The sequence below is a fragment of the Pseudarthrobacter sp. BIM B-2242 genome, assembly GCF_014764445.1.
In the GTDB taxonomy this organism is placed as follows: Bacteria; Actinomycetota; Actinomycetes; order Actinomycetales; family Micrococcaceae; genus Arthrobacter; species Arthrobacter luteus_A.
On the sequence record NZ_CP061721.1, the window covers coordinates 4,214,438 to 4,231,539 of the forward strand.

16 protein-coding genes and 1 pseudogene are annotated in these 17,102 nt (G+C 65.0%); 6 read left to right on the top strand and 11 right to left on the bottom strand.

The window, feature by feature from the left end:
* Positions 1–133 precede the first annotated feature (133 nt).
* The 3 genes and pseudogenes from IDT60_RS19440 to IDT60_RS19450 all read right to left on the bottom strand — a co-directional run bounded on the left by IDT60_RS19440 (position 134) and on the right by IDT60_RS19450 (position 3,657).
* Positions 134–1,333: an NADP-dependent malic enzyme gene (locus tag IDT60_RS19440; RefSeq protein ID WP_191080304.1), complete on the bottom strand. Its 1,200-nt coding sequence runs from the start codon at positions 1,331–1,333 to the stop codon at positions 134–136.
* Positions 1,334–1,625: 292 nt separating this feature from the next.
* Positions 1,626–2,233 (bottom strand): annotated as a pseudogene (locus IDT60_RS19445) (TetR/AcrR family transcriptional regulator).
* 101 nt (positions 2,234–2,334) lie between these two features.
* Positions 2,335–3,657: an MFS transporter gene (locus IDT60_RS19450; protein ID WP_223883813.1), complete on the bottom strand. Its 1,323-nt coding sequence runs from the start codon at positions 3,655–3,657 to the stop codon at positions 2,335–2,337.
* A gap of 130 nt (positions 3,658–3,787) precedes the next feature.
* Here IDT60_RS19450 and rraA point away from each other — a divergent pair, with 130 nt between their 5' ends.
* Complete coding sequence (gene rraA / locus IDT60_RS19455) at positions 3,788–4,282, top strand: ribonuclease E activity regulator RraA (RefSeq protein ID WP_191080305.1); 495 nt, start codon at positions 3,788–3,790, stop codon at positions 4,280–4,282.
* A 218-nt stretch (positions 4,283–4,500) separates the two neighbouring features.
* The gene (locus tag IDT60_RS19460) at positions 4,501–5,940 is read left to right on the top strand and encodes a sugar porter family MFS transporter (protein ID WP_191080306.1); all 1,440 of its coding nucleotides are present in this window, start codon (positions 4,501–4,503) and stop codon (positions 5,938–5,940) included.
* A gap of 9 nt (positions 5,941–5,949) precedes the next feature.
* Here IDT60_RS19460 and IDT60_RS19465 read toward each other — a convergent pair whose 3' ends face one another.
* The gene (locus IDT60_RS19465) at positions 5,950–6,465 is read right to left on the bottom strand and encodes an N-acetyltransferase family protein (RefSeq protein WP_370590707.1); all 516 of its coding nucleotides are present in this window, start codon (positions 6,463–6,465) and stop codon (positions 5,950–5,952) included.
* A gap of 85 nt (positions 6,466–6,550) precedes the next feature.
* On the opposite strand from IDT60_RS19465, the gene IDT60_RS19470 reads away from it, so the two are divergent.
* A complete protein-coding gene (locus tag IDT60_RS19470) occupies positions 6,551–6,850 on the top strand; it encodes a hypothetical protein (RefSeq protein ID WP_191080307.1) in 300 nt (99 codons plus the stop codon).
* 143 nt (positions 6,851–6,993) lie between these two features.
* Here the strand turns inward: IDT60_RS19470 and IDT60_RS19475 are convergent, their stop codons facing one another.
* The 4 genes from IDT60_RS19475 to IDT60_RS19490 are packed head-to-tail and all read right to left on the bottom strand — an operon-like array spanning position 6,994 to position 10,788.
* Entirely contained in the window at positions 6,994–7,752 is a 759-nt protein-coding gene (locus IDT60_RS19475) for an ABC transporter ATP-binding protein (protein ID WP_191080308.1), read from the bottom strand.
* Positions 7,749–8,807, bottom strand: a complete 1,059-nt coding sequence (locus IDT60_RS19480; protein WP_191080309.1) for an iron chelate uptake ABC transporter family permease subunit — start codon at positions 8,805–8,807, stop codon at positions 7,749–7,751. Before IDT60_RS19480 ends, IDT60_RS19475 begins: the two co-directional genes overlap by 4 nt.
* A complete protein-coding gene (locus IDT60_RS19485; RefSeq protein ID WP_164204031.1) occupies positions 8,800–9,807 on the bottom strand; it encodes an ABC transporter permease in 1,008 nt (335 codons plus the stop codon). The genes IDT60_RS19480 and IDT60_RS19485 overlap by 8 nt, the downstream gene beginning before the upstream one ends.
* A gap of 30 nt (positions 9,808–9,837) precedes the next feature.
* Positions 9,838–10,788, bottom strand: coding sequence for a siderophore ABC transporter substrate-binding protein (locus tag IDT60_RS19490; RefSeq protein WP_223883814.1), 951 nt, complete (start codon positions 10,786–10,788; stop codon positions 9,838–9,840).
* 248 nt (positions 10,789–11,036) lie between these two features.
* Here IDT60_RS19490 and IDT60_RS19495 point away from each other — a divergent pair, with 248 nt between their 5' ends.
* The 3 genes from IDT60_RS19495 (at position 11,037) to IDT60_RS19505 (ending at position 12,895) form a co-directional block, all read left to right on the top strand.
* The gene (locus IDT60_RS19495; protein WP_191080267.1) at positions 11,037–11,471 is read left to right on the top strand and encodes a hypothetical protein; all 435 of its coding nucleotides are present in this window, start codon (positions 11,037–11,039) and stop codon (positions 11,469–11,471) included.
* 176 nt (positions 11,472–11,647) lie between these two features.
* The gene (locus IDT60_RS19500; protein ID WP_191080268.1) at positions 11,648–12,472 is read left to right on the top strand and encodes a DDE-type integrase/transposase/recombinase; all 825 of its coding nucleotides are present in this window, start codon (positions 11,648–11,650) and stop codon (positions 12,470–12,472) included.
* 51 nt (positions 12,473–12,523) lie between these two features.
* Positions 12,524–12,895, top strand: coding sequence for an integrase core domain-containing protein (locus IDT60_RS19505; RefSeq protein WP_191080310.1), 372 nt, complete (start codon positions 12,524–12,526; stop codon positions 12,893–12,895).
* Positions 12,896–13,026: 131 nt separating this feature from the next.
* Here IDT60_RS19505 and IDT60_RS19510 read toward each other — a convergent pair whose 3' ends face one another.
* The 3 genes from IDT60_RS19510 to IDT60_RS19520 are packed head-to-tail and all read right to left on the bottom strand — an operon-like array spanning position 13,027 to position 17,055.
* Positions 13,027–14,190 carry a mannitol-1-phosphate 5-dehydrogenase gene (locus IDT60_RS19510; RefSeq protein ID WP_191080311.1) on the bottom strand — a complete coding sequence of 388 codons (1,164 nt, stop codon included), beginning with the start codon at positions 14,188–14,190 and terminating at the stop codon, positions 13,027–13,029.
* Entirely contained in the window at positions 14,190–16,277 is a 2,088-nt protein-coding gene (locus IDT60_RS19515) for a PTS mannitol transporter subunit IICBA (RefSeq protein ID WP_191080312.1), read from the bottom strand. The genes IDT60_RS19510 and IDT60_RS19515 overlap by 1 nt, the downstream gene beginning before the upstream one ends.
* Before the next feature lie 49 nt (positions 16,278–16,326).
* Positions 16,327–17,055, bottom strand: a complete 729-nt coding sequence (locus tag IDT60_RS19520; RefSeq protein ID WP_164204022.1) for a TetR/AcrR family transcriptional regulator — start codon at positions 17,053–17,055, stop codon at positions 16,327–16,329.
* Positions 17,056–17,102: the final 47 nt, after the last annotated feature.

Consider the following 17,102-nt stretch of genomic DNA (forward strand, 5'->3'; position numbering starts at 1 on the left):
GGTGGCGCGGCCGGCCCGCCGGCAACGGGGCTGGCACTCCGGCTTGTGCCCGGCTTAACGCACGACGGCGGTGCCCCACCGTTGAAAGGGAGGCACCGCCGTCGGGCGTTAGGGAACTGTGTGGCCGGTGAGGTTACTCAGCTTCCACAGCGGCAGCCACGGCGGCCGTCACTGCGGGGGCAACCCGCGGGTCCAGCGGGCTGGGCACGATGTAGTCAGCGGACAGGTCCTCTTCGGCGAGCTCGGCGATGGCGCGTGCCGCGGCAAGCTTCATGGCGGGAGTGATCCGGCGGGCTCCGGCATCCAGGGCACCGCGGAAGATGCCGGGGAAAGCGAGCACGTTGTTGATCTGGTTGGGGAAGTCGCTGCGGCCGGTGGCCACAACGGCGGCGTACTTGACCGCAACCTCGGGCAGGACTTCGGGGTCCGGGTTGGAGAGGGCGAACACGATGGAATCGGCGTTCATCAGCTTCAGGTGCTCTTCATCCAGCTTCGAGGAGGAGACACCGATAAAGACGTCCGCGCCGAGCAGTGCATCACCCGGGCCGCCGGTAACGGCGCGCGGGTTGCTCCGCTGGGCCATCTGGGACTTCTTGCTCTGCGGATCAGCCACAATGTCCGCCCGGGCGCTGCTGATGACGCCCTTGGAGTCGAGCAGCACAACGTCCCCGATGCCTGCGGTGAGCAGGATTTCGGCCACGGCGATGCCGGCCGCGCCGGCACCCGAAACAACCACCCGAAGGCCGGACAGTTCGCGGCCGGTGACCTTGGCGGCGTTGGTCAGGGCAGCGAGGGCCACCACGGCGGTGCCGTGCTGGTCGTCGTGCATAACGGGGCAATCCAGGGCCTCGATGAGCTTCTCTTCGAGTTCGAAGCAGCGCGGGGCGGAGACGTCCTCAAGGTTGACGGCGCCGAAGCTGGGGCGGAGCCGGACGAGGGTTTCCACGATCTCGTCCACGTCCGTGGTGTTGAGGACGAGCGGGATGGAATCCAGTTCGCCAAAGGTCTTGAACAGGGCGGACTTGCCCTCCATGACCGGCAGTGAGGCGCTGGCCCCGATGTTGCCCAGGCCAAGGACGGCGGTGCCGTCGCTGACCACTACTACCAGGCGCTGAGCCCAGGTGAGGGTCTTGGCGAGCTCAGGGTTGGCGTGGATGGCACGGCTGACTTCGGCCACACCCGGGGTGTAGGCGATGGACAGGTCGCGCTTGTTGGACAGGGGGACGGTGCTGGTGACCGAAAGCTTGCCGCCCTGGTGGGCATCGAAAATCTCGGCTTCGGTCAGGGCCGTTGCGGCGGAGTTATCAGTGGGTGCGATTGCGTCAATGGACACTTCGTTGTCTCCTGGTGCTAGCCGTGGGCGTACGGCGCGGAATGGCTCAAGCGCAGGGAGGCTCAAGGTGGTCTAATTCGGCGCTTCGTGGGCCCAGTTGTGGCGGGCCCGGGGTGAAGTCCTTTGCAGAGGCAGGTTCCCATCCTCTCCGGTCCTGCAATGATAAACAGCGCTCACAGGCGCAAAGTTGTGTTTCGTGACCGGAGGAGCGTGCCAAATCGTTTTGTCGCCGCAATTTGTGATCCACATCACGGCATAAAGGCGTATTTAATCACCCATTGGTCTAGACCAGTTACGCTGATCGATGGGCCCTGCGGGCGCCTGGAGCGCCCGGAGCAAGCAGGGTGCAGGCCTTTTTCAGGTCCTCTTCGGCCTCGAAGAGCGATAACCGGCGGTTTCGGACGGACTGGACCAGACCAGTGACCGTCAGCAGGAGCACCCGGGCCGCCACGGCGTCGTCGGAGGCGGTTGTCACTGCCTTTCGCTGAGGGTGTCGATCTCCTCCAGAAGGGCCGTGGTGTCCCTGCCCTTGAGGTACACGCTGCGGGCCAGGCACTGTTCGACGGCGGGCTGCATCACCCGCATGTGGAAGATCTCCATAACCACGCCGGTGAGGGCGCGGCCGCCAAAGCTGGCAGCTGACGTGCTGGCACGCGACTGGAGCTCATCCAACTGCTGGCGATAGAGGGCCAGCATCAGGTGTGCGGGTGAGGGAAAATACCGGTAGACGGTGCCCAGCGGAACACCGGACTTCTCCGAGATCCCGGCCAGGTCCACTGACTCCAGCCCCTTCCGGGCAAACCCTCCGGCGGATTCGAGGACGCGTGTATAACGCAGCCTCTGCCGTGGAGTGGAGGGCCGGGCGGCCATGGGCGGATGGTCGGGAAAGGTCTCGGGCATCAGCATTCCGGGGTAGTGAACTTACGGTGCAGCGGCAGGCGGGTCCCCATCCCGGTTGCCCTGCAGTCGGCCTCAACTATACGGCACGGTAACTTACCGGCTCAGTCCACGCCTTTGATCTTGACCACGAACACGGCGCCGAGCAACCCAAGGACGGCCGCAGTAATGAACAGCGTGAAGTACCCTCCGAAGTACGTCACCGCGAGGAACGCGAGGCCGGTCGCGAACACCTGCGGCAGCGAGGCGGCCACGTTAATGACCCCCATATCCTTGCCACGATCAGCGGCCTGCGGCAGCACCTGCGTCAGCAGCGCGAAGTCAACGGCCTGGTAGGCGCCGAACCCAATGCCCAGGATGGCGGCGCCAACCAGGGCGCCGGTCCACACCGGGAAGAAGGCCATGGTCAGGCCCGCGAGGGCAATGAGGGCTGAGGATCCGATCACGAAGGGCTTGCGCTTGCCCACCCGGTCGCTCCACGGCCCCGCAATCACCGCAGTAATCATCACCAGCACCGCATAAATGCCGGTCAGGATCAGGACTCCCAGCGCCGGGCTCTCCAGCTTGAGGACGTCCCCGAGGAAAAAGATCAGGTACACAATAGTCAGCTGGTTGCAGACGTTGACCAGGAAGCGGGTGAGCCACGCCCAGGCGAAGTCAGGGTGGCGGGCCGGGCTGATCCAGAAGCCGCTGAGGAAACTGCCCCACGAGAACGGCGGCCGGAGTTCCCTGGGCAGCGGCGGGTCATTGCGGTGGAACAGGTACGGCACCACGGAGAACAGCAGGGCGGCCGCACACATGGTGTAGCCCACCATGAAGTTTCCCGACACCACCGCCCCGAAGACGGCGCCCAGGAGGATGCCCGCCGTTTGGCCCAGGGCCGCCAGTCCCCCCACTCCGCCGCGCTGCAGCACCGGCACCCGGTCCGGGATGGCGGCGGTGATGGCCGCGTAGGCTGCGTTGGCGCCCAGTTGGACCAGGCACCAGAACAGGACCATCAGGGCCACAGAGCTGGCTCCGGACATCGCCAGCAACGCTGCCGTGGCCAGGATGGCACCGGCCAGGACCCAGGGGGAACGACGGCCGAAACCCGAGACCGTCCGGTCGGACAGCGCCCCGAACAGCGGATTGGCCACTAGGGATACGGCGGCGCCGCACCCAAGTACGAGGGAGGCGATGGCTTCCTTGTTGGCTTCGTCGATGCCAATGGCCTGCTCGGCGATAAAGACGTTGATGGGCCCGAAGAACGCGGCGTTGATGCCAACGTTAACCAGCACCAAGCCGGTCACCCAGCGCGCGGTGACCCTCTGCGTCGGCTCGGCGAGCGCCGCCGTCGTACTTCCTGCTCCTGCCAAGGGCTGTCCGGTGGAGCCTGGATCCGATGCACGGCCCGGATCGGCCGCTGCGGGTGTGTCGGGCAGGCTCATAGCTGGTTCCCCCTGGAACGGTAGGTAATTCTGGAGACAGACTATCGTGGGCATCAAGCCCCGCTTGTCATACGGCGCACGCCGTGCGGGGACCGCCCTGGACACCAGACACCGGACACCTGGAGATGCAATGAACGCACCCGCCCAACGCCCCGCCGACGCCGTCAATACCGCCGATCTCTACGACGAGCGCGGCGAGGACCTCGCCTCCGTGTCCCTCCAGTTCCAGTCCCTCGGCGGACGCTCACACTTCAGCGGCCCGGTCCGGACCATCCGCTGCTTCCAGGACAACGGGCTGGTCAAGTCCACCCTGGCCACCCCGGGCAACGGCGCCGTCCTGGTGGTGGACGGCGGCGGTTCCCTGGGCACGGCCCTGATGGGGGACATGATTGCCGAGAGTGCCGTCGCCAACGGGTGGGCCGGCGTCGTTATTAATGGCGCCATCCGCGACCGTGTGGCGATTGCCGCCCTGGACCTCGGCGTCAAGGCGCTGGGCAGCAATCCGCGCAAGAGCGCCAAGGCCAGCGCCGGCGAGGTGGACGTGGATGTAGTGCTCGACGGCGTGACCTTCCGTCCCGGTGTCACCGTCTGGTGCGATCCGGACGGCATCCTCGTGGAGCGCTGAGGTCCTCCCCTCCCGATCGAGCGGTGAGATCCCGGCGTTAAGCGCGCCTCTTAGCGCCGGGATCTCGCCGCTCGATCGCGAGGCGGGCGGCCAGCCGCCAAGTGGAACGACGGGCGGTGACGTGCCACACTGGCACGTGCACACCGGCCAATCTGCGCCGGTACCGCAGCCGACGACGTCCGCACCGCAGCCACCCACCCCCAAACCCAGGGAGAACTATGTCCACCGCCACGGAGCAGACAGCCGCCAAAATCCCGCAGCGGGTTATCTGGCTGGCACTTGCGGGTGCTGTGGGCGGCTTCCTGTTCGGCTTCGACTCCTCCGTGGTGAATGGCGCGGTGGATGCGATCAAGGATGAGTTCGCACTGTCAGAGGCCGTTACCGGATTCGCCGTGGCCATTGCCCTCCTGGGCTGCGCGGCCGGCGCCTTCCTCGCCGGAAAGGTCGCCGACCGCTACGGCCGGATCCCCGCCATGAAGCTCGGCGCCCTGCTGTTCCTGGTCAGCGCCATCGGGACCGGCTTCGCCTTCGGCGTCTGGGACCTGATCTTCTGGCGCCTGGTGGGCGGCCTGGGCATCGGCCTCGCCTCAGTGATTGCGCCGGCCTACATTTCCGAAATTTCCCCGCGGCACGTCCGCGGCCGGCTGGCCTCGCTGCAGCAGCTGGCCATCACCACGGGTATCTTCGCCGCCCTCCTGTCCGACGCCGTCTTCGCCACCAGTGCCGGCGGCGCAGACCAGGCGTTCTGGCTGGGCATCGAGGCGTGGCGGTGGATGTTCCTCGCCGCAGCGGTTCCGGCCGTGGTCTACGGCTGGATCGCCTACACGCTGCCCGAATCCCCTCGGTTCCTGGTGGTCCAGGGCAAGGAAGACGAAGCCCGCAAGGTGTTCGAGTCCATCGCCCCGTCCGAGGACACGGACCGGCACATCCGCGAGATCCAGGACGCCATCGAAGAGGACAAGCTGGCCGGCCAGAAGGGCTCGCTCCGGGGCAAGACCTTCGGCTTGCAGGCCGTGGTCTGGATTGGCATCATCCTCTCCGTCCTGCAGCAATTTGTGGGCATCAACGTGATCTTCTACTACTCCACCACCCTGTGGAAGGCCGTGGGATTCCAGGAGAAGGACTCGCTCACCATTTCCGTGGCAACCTCCATCACCAACATCCTGGTTACCCTCGTGGCCATCGCCCTCGTGGACCGGATCGGCCGCCGCCCCATCCTGCTGGCCGGTTCCATCGGCATGGCAGCCTCACTCGGCACGATGGCGCTGGCATTCTCCTCTGCAGTGGGCACCGGGTCCGAAATTTCCCTGCCGGGCGCCTGGGGTCCGGTGGCCCTGGTCGCAGCCAACATCTTTGTGGTCAGCTTCGGGGCGTCCTGGGGCCCGCTGGTCTGGGTGCTCCTCGGCGAGATCTTCCCGTCCCGGATCCGTGCCCGTGCCCTCGGCCTGGCTGCCGCGGCGCAGTGGGTGGCAAACTTCGCCATCACGCTCAGCTTCCCGGTGATGGCCGCCGCTTCGCTGCCCCTGACCTACGCCATGTACGCGCTGTTCGCTGCGGCATCGTTCTTCTTTGTGATGTTCAAGGTGCCGGAGACCAATGGCATGTCCCTGGAGCAGGCAGAGACCCTCTTTGTGGCCAAGGGTTCCAGGAAGGCCTGACCGCCACCCTCAGAGCGTGAGCTTCATGCCCTCGTGGCTGGCGTCAAAGCCGAGCCATTCGTAGAAGCGGTGGGCGGACGTCCGGGATTTGTGGGTGGTCAGCTGCATCAGAGTGCAGCCGCGGCGGCGCGACTCGTCGATGGCCCACTGCACCATCAGGTTGCCGATGCCCTCGCCACGGAGGCTCTCGGCCACCCGCACCGCCTCAAGCTGAGAGCGCCACGCGCCCTGCCTCGAGAGGCCGGGGAGGAAGCTCAGCTGGAAAGTTGCGATCACCTGGCCTGTCTCAGCGCCTGGGGAAACCAGCTCCCCCACCACCAGAAGGTGGGCCGGGTCAGCGTCGATCGCTTCGAAGGCCTGCTCATACGGCGTCATGTCCTGGCTCTGTTCACGGCCTGCGCCCAGCGAGTCGTCGGCCAACAGCGCCACGATGGCCGGGAGGTCCGCCGGTAAGGCGCGCCGGAGACTGATCGCCCCGCCGTCGACGTCGGCAGTCAGCAAGGGGGCAACGGCACCGGTATTCACCCCACCAGCATTCCACACCGCCACCGTGGCTTCCGGGCCGGAGGACTGTACGCTGCACCTACAGTCAATTGGGGGAGAGCCTGTAATGGATCACAACACGGTTTCTGGATTGCCACGAAAAACTCTGCGCGCGGGAATAGTTGTGGGTGCCGTCGGCGCGTTCGCGGTCATTCTTGCTCCACAGATTATGCAGCTGTTGGTGCTTGGTCCCAGCTATTCCCAGGCACTCGGCGCAGTCCTCCAAGTGCTTTTTCAGCTCGTCACGCTCTTCTTCCTGCCGTTTTCCGCCGCCCTGATTGCTGCCTCGCTGGTCATGCGCCATCTTGACGCGGCACTCGCGCCGCGGGCGCAGACACCACTCGACGCCCTGCCGCCAACGGACTAGGCCAGCCACAGATGAAGTACGACGACGGCACTCACGGTGAGTGCCGTCGTCGTGCGTTAAGTGCGAGAGCGTTTCAGGAAAATCCGCGTTAAGTGAGAGAGCGTCACCGAAAAACCGACATCAAGTGAGCGAGCGTCGCGGGGTCAGGCGAAGTAGACGCCGATGCGGTTGCCGTCGATCTCTTCGATGCGGATATCGATGTCGTAGACGTCGTGCAGCATGGCGGCCTGCATGATCTCCGCCGGAGTGCCCTGATGGACCAGGCGGCCATGCTTCATGGCCAGGATGGTGTCCGAGTAGCAGGACGCGAAGTTGATGTCGTGGACCACCAGGACGATGGTCTTGCCCAGCTCATCCGCCAGCCGGCGCAGGAGCCGCATCATCTCCACCGAGTGCTTCATGTCCAGGTTGTTCAGCGGCTCGTCCAGGAGCAGGTACTCGGTGTCCTGCGCCAGGACCATGGCGATGTAGGCGCGCTGCCGCTGGCCGCCGGAGAGTTCGTCCACGAACTTGTCCGCCATGGAGCTCAGGTCCAGGTGCGCGATGGCCTCCTCCACCTTGGCCAGGTCCTCCACAGTGGGCCGGCCGCCCGAGTGCGGGAAGCGGCCGAAGGCCACGAGGTCGCGGACGGTCAGCCGCATGGTCAGGTGGTTTTCCTGGCGGAGGATGGCCATGGTGCGGGCCAAATCGCGGCTGGGCGTGGCCACGATGTCCAGCCCGGCCACGGAGACGGCACCGCTTTCCAGCGGCTGGAGCCGGCTGATCAGCGACAGCAGCGTGGACTTGCCCGCGCCGTTGGGCCCGATGATCGAGGTGATGCCGCCGCGGGGAATCATGCAGGTGACGTCGTCGAGGACCTGCTGGCCGCCGTAACTCTTGGAGACGTTCCGGACGTCAATCATTTCAGCGAGCCTTTCAGCAGGAGGTAGAGGAACAGGATGCCGCCGGCGAACTCGATGACCACGCTCAGCGCGGTGGCGAAACCGAAGACGCGCTCCAGGATCAGCTGCCCGCCCACCAGCGCCACAGCCCCGATCAGCACCACAATGGGGATCAACCGGGCATGGTTGAAGCCGCGGCAGAGCTGGTAGCCGAGGCTGACCACCAGCAGGCCAAAGAACGTCACGGGCCCCACCAGCGCCGTGGACACGGCAACCAACAGCGAGCAGGCCAGCAGGCTCCGCATGACCACACGGCGGTGGTCCACCCCCACATTGATGGCCAGTTCCCGGCCCAGGGCCAGGACGTCCAGCGTGTGCCGCGCCCGCCATACGCCGACGCAGACAACGCCGATAATTACGGCCGAGACGCCCAGCAGGGCAGGATCCACGTTGTTGAAGCTGGCGAAAAACAGGTCCTGCAGGATGATGAACTCGCTGGGCTCCATGAGCCGCTGCAGGAGCGAGGAGAACCCACGGAAGAGGCTGCCCAGGATGATGCCCACCAGCAGCAGGAGGTGCAGCGACCGGGTGGCGCCGGTGAACATCCAGCGGTACAGCAGGGCGCTGAAGGCCACCATCAGGACAACTTCGACGCCGAACTGCAGCGTGGGCGGCGCAGCGGTCACTGCCGCGGCACTTACGGTGAAGACGAGCGCCGTCTGCACCAGGATGTAGAGCGAATCGAAGCCCATGATGGACGGCGTCAGGATCCGGTTGGCGGTGACGGTCTGGAACAGCAGGGTGGAAACGCCCACGGCGACGGCCACCAGCAGCATTGCGGCCACTTTCAGGGCACGCCGCGGAAGCACGTAGCCCACATTGCCTTTGAGGTCGCTGAACAGGAAGAACACGACTGCGGCGACGGTGGCGGCCAGCAGTATGCCGATCACCAGGCGCGGCGGCGCGTTCCGGATGCTGTTCCGCAGGCGCGCGCCCGGCTTACGCGCGGCAGGTTTCAGCGTGGGCGCACCGGGCGTGACTGAAATGGCGGGGCTGGGAGTGGCGGTCTCAGGCATTGCGTTTCCTCAGGATCAGGACGAGGAACAGGATGGCCCCCACCACGGCCATCACCATGCCCACGGGAACTTCGTATGGATAGCGGATGGTGCGGCCGATGATGTCGCAGACCAGCACAAAACCGGCCCCGAAGAGGGCCGTCCACGGTACGGCGCGGCGCAGGTTGTCGCCGAACAAGAGCGAAACGATGTTGGGTACCACCAGGCCAAGGAACGGCACGGCGCCCACGGTGGTCACCACCACGGCCGAGATCAGCGAGACGATGATGAGGCCCAGCCGCATGGTCACCCTGTAGTTGAGGCCAAGGTTGGTGGTGAAGTCCTCGCCCATGCCGGCCACCGTGAACCGGTCGGCGGCCAGCAGCCCCACGAGCATCAGCGCGGCCACGATCCACAGCAGCTCATACCGGCCGCGGAGCACGCCGGAGAAGTCCCCGATCATCCAGTTGCTCAGGGTCTGGAGCAGGTCGTAGCGGTAGGCGAAGAACGTGGTGACGGCCGCGATGACCCCGCCCAGCATGATGCCCACCAGCGGAATGAGGAGGGTGTTCCGGGTGGGCAGGCGCCGCAGGATGGCAAGGAACAGCGCCGTGCCCAGGACCGCGAAGATGCTGGCAACACCCATCCGCAGGAGGATCGGTGCCGTCGGAATGGCCACAGTGACCACCAGGATGCCCAGCGTGGCGGACTCGACGGTCCCCACGGTGGACGGCTCCACAAAACGGTTCCGGGCCATCAGCTGCATGATCAGCCCGGCCACGGCCACCGCCATGCCGGCCAGGACCACGGCCATGGTGCGCGGGACGCGGGAAACCCAGAAGATTTCGACGGCGGCGGGATCGCCGGCGAGCAGCGCCGGCAACGACACGTCACTGACCCCAACGAACATACTCGCGGTGGCCAGGGCCAGCACAACGGCGGCAGCCGCAACCAGCCCCACGTACTCGCGGGACCGGCTGCGGCTTACCGGCGCGGCGGTCCGCACCGCCGTCGTTGTCATGATTGAACGTCAGTCAGTGGTCAGGGAAGCTCAGGCCACCGATGCGGCAACGGCTTCAACCATCGCCTGGACGTTGTTCAGGCCGTAGCCCACGATGTACCAGGCAGCGGGGTCCAGGCTGATGACCTTGTTGTTTTTGGCGGCGTTGGTGGACTGGACCAGCTCGTTGTCCAGGACCGGGTTGGCGGCTGCGGCCTCGGCACCGATGGCCGTGTCGCGGTTGATGACGTAGAGGAGGTCGGGGTTGACCTGCTTGATGTATTCGAAGGACACGGACTCGCCGTGGCTTCCTTCAGACTTGACGTCGGCCGCGGTGGGAACGCCCAGGACGTCGTGGATGATGCCGAATCGCGAGCCCGCGCCGTAGGCGGTGACTTCGCCGCCGGAGGTCAGCACGATCAGGCCCTTGCCGGCGTCCTTGGCCTTGGACTGCGTCTCGGCGATGGTGGCATCCACGTCAGCCAGCTTGGCTTCAACGTCCGCCGACTTGTTGAAGATGGTGCCTAGCTTCTTGGTCTGGTCCTTGAAGCTCTCCATCGGGTTCTTGGCATCGATGGAAAGGTCAATGGTGGGGGCGATCTTGCTCAGTTCCTCGTAGGCACCGGCGGTGCGGCCGGAAATGATGATGAGGTCCGGGGCGCCGGCGCTGACGGCTTCAAAGTCGGGTTCCTTCAGCGAACCGATCTTCTCGTACTTCGCGTCCGCGTACTTCGAGAGCGACTCCGGGTAGCTGGCCTCGGGGACGCCGGCGGGCTCGACGCCCAGTGCGTCGAGTGTGTCCAGAACGCCGAGATCGAACGTGAAGACCTTCTCCGGGTTGACCGGCACGTCGGCGGTGCTGCCCTGGGCATGCTCCACCGTGATGCTGGAGGCCGCCTCGGAGGCGGGGGTTGCGGTGGCAGCGCCGCCGCAGGCGGTCATGGTCAGAAGCGCAGCTCCCGCCGCCAGTGCCCCCAGGTAGCTCGAAAGCTTCTTCTTCACGTCAATTCTCCAGTCCGCTAATAGGTCACACGTTTGTTGCCTAATGTCCCTGCACTCTATAAGTAAGGTGAGGCTAACTTCAAAACGTAACGGCCCATAGCGGGCTGATTGTGGTTGGGATCACAACGCACGACGCCAGCACTCGGGTGAGTGCCGGCGTCGCGGTTTGGTGCGGGAGGGTTGCCCGAAACCCTCTACGTCAGGCTGGTTGTGAGTCAGCCAATGATTGATGAGGAGCAGGAGCAGACATGACTGTTGGTGCGCGAGGTATTAGCCGCGATGAGATTCGGGAGTTGGTGCATCAGTATTACGTGCAGCCGTACGGGACGAGGAAGGAATGGCTTGCCTCCCAGCCAGTGACTGAGTGGACGTTCCGGCGCTGGCGGAGGATGGTGCAAGAGGGTGACCTCGACCGGAATCTGATTCCACGAGAGCATGGGAACATGGCCCGCACGAATGGCGAGTGGTCCGCGTTTGAGAAAGCGCGCGCCAAAGAGATCGCTGAACACCAGTCCGAAGTCGAACAGCTCAAGGGCCGTATTCGTGATCTTGAAGGCACGAATACAGCCTTGGGAAAAGCTATCGGGCTCTTGCACGAGTTGAGCGTGCCAGAGCCCGATACGGCCCGGACGAAAGATCCGAAAGGTTCATCGAAGCCGAGAACATCCTCGTCCGGCAACTGACAACGCTCACCGGCTCGCAACGGCAAGCCCTCGAGTTCGCCGGCGTATCCCGCTCGACCTGGCACTACCGGCAGAATCCCCGCGCAGGGGTCCAGGACCCGCTCGGACAGTCTGAACGCGCTTACCAGTCACGTGTCAGCGCCAATGACCGCGACCGGATCTGCGAATACATCCTGGTGGGCTGGGCCAACCAGGTCTCCGTTGATCATTCCTACGCGGCTGCCTGGGACGCGGGGGTGATGCTCGCTTCCCGCCGCACATGGTGGCGGGTCGCGGCGCAGATCGAGGACCAGATGCTGCGCCCCGCGATCCCGACCAGGACAGGGAAGAACCGGCCCCCGCGGGAGAAGCCCGTGGTGATGGCCACGGGCCCGGGGCAGGTCTGGTCCTGGGACATCACCGATCTGTATTCACCCTGGCGGGGACGGTCGTTCAAGGCCTACTCGGTCCTTGATATCTACTCCCGCCGCATGGTGGCCTGGCGGGTCGAGGAACGGGAGGCGGACCATCTCGCTGTGGAGATGTTCGAAACCGCGATCGCCCGGTATGGCGCACCGCGCATAGTTCACGCCGACTCGGGGCCGGCGATGCGATCAAACCTGCTCCGCGAAGCTCTCACCGGCCACGGCGTGGAGCTCTCCCACAACCGGCCCTACGTCTCGAACGACAACCCCTTCTCCGAGTCCGGGTTCCGGACCATGAAGTACAGGCCCGGCTACCCCCGTGTGTTCAAAGAAGTCGAGGCCGCCCGGGCCTACCTTGCCGACTACGTGCCCTGGTATAACACCCAACACAAACACTCGGGCATCGCACTGTTCTCGCCCGCCGAAGTCCATGACGGCTCATGGAAGGAAGTTTGGAAAACCCGGGACCAGGCACTACAGCGCTACTACAACAAACACCCCGAACGATTCCACCAGCGCCCAACGACACCAGCCCCAGCCAGCCATGCCGGAATCAACCTCCCGACAACAAAAACACCCACACAACAAACCCAATGACTCCACACAGCTTGACAACCTGCGCTCCGCGAAGCTCTCACCGGCCACGGCGTGGAGCTCTCCCACAACCGGCCCTACGTCTCGAACGACAACCCCTTCTCCGAGTCCGGGTTCCGGACCATGAAGTACAGGCCCGGCTACCCCCGTGTGTTCAAAGAAGTCGAGGCCGCCCGGGCCTACCTTGCCGACTACGTGCCCTGGTATAACACCCAACACAAACACTCGGGCATCGCACTGTTCTCGCCCGCCGAAGTCCATGACGGCTCATGGAAGGAAGTTTGGAAAACCCGGGACCAGGCACTACAGCGCTACTACAACAAACACCCCGAACGATTCCACCAGCGCCCAACGACACCAGCCCCAGCCAGCCATGCCGGAATCAACCTCCCGACAACAAAAACACCCACACAACAAACCCAATGACTCCACACAGCTTGACAACCTGCGAAAACCCGCGTTAAGTGCGAGAGGGTTCCCGAAAAACCCGCATTAAGTGAGAGAGCGTCCGGGGGTGGGCGGGGGTATGGGTGGACGGGAGGAGGGGCACGGCCGCGCTAGGCCGGGGCTATTGCCCCTTCCTGCTGGCGCTCCTCCACAAGGGTGGACACGGCGGCGAACAGCGGGTGTTCGGGAGCCAGGCCCGTGATCCGTTCGGTGGCATCCGCGGGCGTAGACGATGCCAGGATCTGCGCGAGTTCCGTGGCCTCGGCGTCGGCCGGATCGTTGAAGCGCAGAGCTGCGGCGATGGCACCCAGCAGGGCTTCCGGCACGATTCCGCGTTCGGCCAGCTCGGCCGCCGGACCGATGAACCGCTCGTGCCGGCTGAGCTTCCGCAGCGGGGCGCGGCCCACCCGGTTCACCGTGTCCGGCAGGTGCGGGTTGGAGAACCGGACCAGGATCTTCTGGACGTAAGCTTCCTGTTCATCGTTACTGAACCCGTGTTTGGCCACCAGCAGCTGCTTGGTCTCTTCCAGGACGGCGCGGACGTCCTCCGCTACGTCCTGATCGGCCATGGCGTCGGAAATCTTCTCCAGCCCGGCCTCAAAACCGAAGTACGCGGCGGACGCGTGCCCGGTGTTCACGGTGAAGAGCTTCCGCTCGATGTAGGGCGAGAGCTCGTCCACGAAGGTGGCACCCGGAATCACCGGCGCCGCATCGCCAAACGCGGTCCGGTCGATGACCCACTCGTAGAACGTCTCCACCGTGACGTCCAGGCCCTGCCCGGGCTCCTGGTTGGGCACGATCCTGTCCACGGCGGTGTTCGCAAACACCGCCAGGGAGTCCAGCGAGCCGGCTGCGTCGTCCCAGAGGGCCGCCACTTCGGTCCGCAGGATGTCCGTGGCATTGATGGCGTTCTCACAGGCCATGACCTGCAGCGGCGCCAGCCCGGCCTCGCGCGCGGCGATGCCCTTGGCAATGGCGGGCGCCACGAACTTCAGGATGTGCGGCCCCACGGCGGTGGTGACCATGTCCGCCGTGGCGATTTCCCGCACCAGGTCCGCTTCCTGGGTGCCGGAATTCAGCGCCCGGAAGTTATCCACCGTCCGGACGGTGGGGTTCTCCCCCACCTCGTTGACGTTGTAGCTGTCTGCTGCCGCCAGCTGGCTGATGAGGGCGTCCGCGACGTCGGCGAACACCACCTCATACCCGGCCTGGTGCAGCAGCAGCCCGACAAACCCGCGGCCGATGTTCCCGGCGCCAAAATGTACTGCCTTCACTATGCGTTGACCTTTCCGAACAGTTCCAGGACTTCGTCCACGGAGGTCGCGGCCTCCAGCTGGGCCACCTGGGCCTTGTTGGTGAAGACCTTGGCGATGGAGGACAGGATGTGGAGGTGCTCGTTGTTGATGCCTGCCACGCCCACCACGAACTTGACCTGCTTGCCGTTCCAGTCAATGCCGTCCGGGTAACGGATCACGGACACCGCGGACTTCATGATGTGGTCCTTGGCCGCGTTGGTGCCGTGCGGGATGGCCAGGAAGCTGCCCATGTACGTGGACACGGACTCTTCGCGCTCGTGCATCGCCGCGATGTAGCCCTCGTCCACGGCGCCGCGGTCCAGCAGGAGCCGGCCCGCTTCGTCGATCGCTGCATCCCGCGTGGTGGCGGCGCCGTCGAGGATGACGCTGTCAGCCACCAGGATGTCCGACGGCGGCGCCTCGGTCCCGGCGGCAGCTGCGGTCCCGCTGCCGGCAGCACCTGCGCCGTCAACGGGGGCATCGGCGACGTGGGCGCCGTGGCCGGCCGCTCCGGCTCCGGCAGTGGCAACACCTGCGGCGGCAGCACCGGCGTCGGGCGTCGCACCCCCGGCGTTGTGTTCCCTGACCAGTTCCACAATTTCGTCGTACCGGGGGCTGTTCATGAAGTTGTCCACCGAGAAGTGCGCCGCGCTGGACGTGGCCGGCTTGGCCCGCTCGGTCAGGTCCTGGTGGGTGATCACAACGTCGTACGTGTCGTTGAGGTTGGCGATGGCCGCGTTGGTGACCTTGACGTCGGGAAAACCGGCGGCCTTGATCTTGTTCCGCAGTACCGAGGCGCCCATGGCGCTGGAGCCCATGCCGGCGTCGCAGGCAAACACAATGTTCTTGATGGGGCCTGCGAGGACGGCCGTGCCAACACCCGCGCCGGCGCCTGCACCCGCGCCGGTCAGGGCCGAGGACACAGAGCTCTTTTTGCCCTTCATGGACTCCATCTTGGACGTGGCGTCGGTCAGGTCCGTCTCATCGCTGTGCTTGGTGGTCTTGAGGATCACGGAGGCCACCAGGAAGGAAACCGTGGTGGCAAGAATTACCGCCAGGATCACCCCGACGTAGCTGTCACGCGAGGTCTGGGCGAGTACTGCAAGGATCGATCCGGGCGCCGCGGGGGCAACCAGCCCGGAACCGGTGATGGCCATGGTGGCGATGCCGGTCATGCCGCCGGCGATCGCAGCCAGGATCAGGAGCGGGCGCATCAGGACGTAGGGGAAGTAGATCTCGTGGATGCCGCCGAGGAAGTGGATGATGGCAGCACCGGAGGCTGACGCCTTGGCCACACCCCTGCCGAAGAACATGTACGCCAGCAGGATGCCCAGGCCGGGGCCGGGGTTGGCTTCGAGCAGGAACAGGATGGACTTGCCCTGGTCCAGTGACTGCTGGATGCCCAGCGGAGTCAGCACACCGTGGTTGATGGCGTTGTTCAGGAACAGCACCTTGGCCGGCTCGATGAAGATGCTGGTGAGCGGCAGCAGGCCGTTGTTGACCAGGAACTGCACCACGTTTCCGGCGCCTGTGCTGAACGCTGTGACCAGCGGAGAGATGCCGTAGAAGCCAAGCATGGCCAGCAGGGCGCCCCAGATGCCTGCGGCGAAGTTGTTGACCAGCATTTCGAAGCCGGGCCGGATCTTGCCGTCCCAGAGGGAGTCGATCTTCTTCATGGTCCAGCCGCCAAGCGGACCCATGATCATGGCGCCGATGAACATCGGAATACCGGCGCCCACAATGACGCCCATGGTGCCGATGGCACCCACGACGCCGCCGCGGACGTCATAGACCATCCGGCCGCCCGTGTACGCGATCAGGAGGGGCAGCAGGTAGGTGATCATGGGGCCAACCAGGCCAACGTTGGGATCGCCGTCAGCGTTTGTGCCGAAGCCTCCCAGCCCTGGGACCGGGATCCAGCCCTTCTCGATAAAGAGCGCGGTGATGAGGCCCCAGGCGATGAACGCCCCCATGTTGGGCATGATCATTCCGGACAGGAACGTCCCGAACTTCTGGACGCCGACCCGCACGCTGGTGCGGGGTTTTGCAACTGTCTCTGTTGCCATGTGATTTCCTAACCGTCATTCCTGCTGCTGCGCAGGATGGGTCCGATATTTACGACGAAGTGCTGGTGGAGATCCGGTGGAGCCATTCGAGGAACAGTTTGAGTTCCGAGCTGGAGAGCTGGTCCGAGTGCGATGCCTGGAGTGCGGCGTTCAGGGCGATCGCAGCCACCACCACCGAGGACTTTCCCGAGTCTTCCGGGGAAGCTCCTGCGGCCTGCTCCGTGGACACCGCAAAGATCATGGCGTCCCGGGTCATGGTGGACAGTTCAAGGTTTCGTTCAGCAACGGGCTCAGCGATCAGCATGAGCGTCACACCCACGTTGGCGGCCAGGATGGACCTGGCGGCCTCCCGGGGCTGGACATTCAGCTGGCCTGCCGCTGCTGCTTTGGTCAACATTTCTTCAAGCAAAGCCTCGGCATCGGCAACGATGGCGGGGCGGCTTTCCGGACGGATATTGCCGAACATCACCAAATACAGTTCCGGCTGGTTGAGCCCGAACTGGACGTGGTTGTCCCACATCCGCCGGATGTCTTCCAGCGGCTGTCCGGACGGGGCGAAATCCCTCTCACCCGCAACGTATTCCTCAAATCCCGCGGCGACAACGGCGTCGAAAAGACCTTCCTTGTCACCGAAGTGGTGGTACAGCGTGGGCGCCGTGACTCCTGCCAGCTGCGTGATCTGGCGGGTGGAAACGGATGCCCCCGCGGATTTTGCCAGCAATTCTGCCGCTGCTTTGAGCAGTCGCATTTTGGGGGGAAGCTGGCCATCCAAACTCATAGCCGCTACCCTATCACCTATAGCATTGCTATATGAACTGAATCACA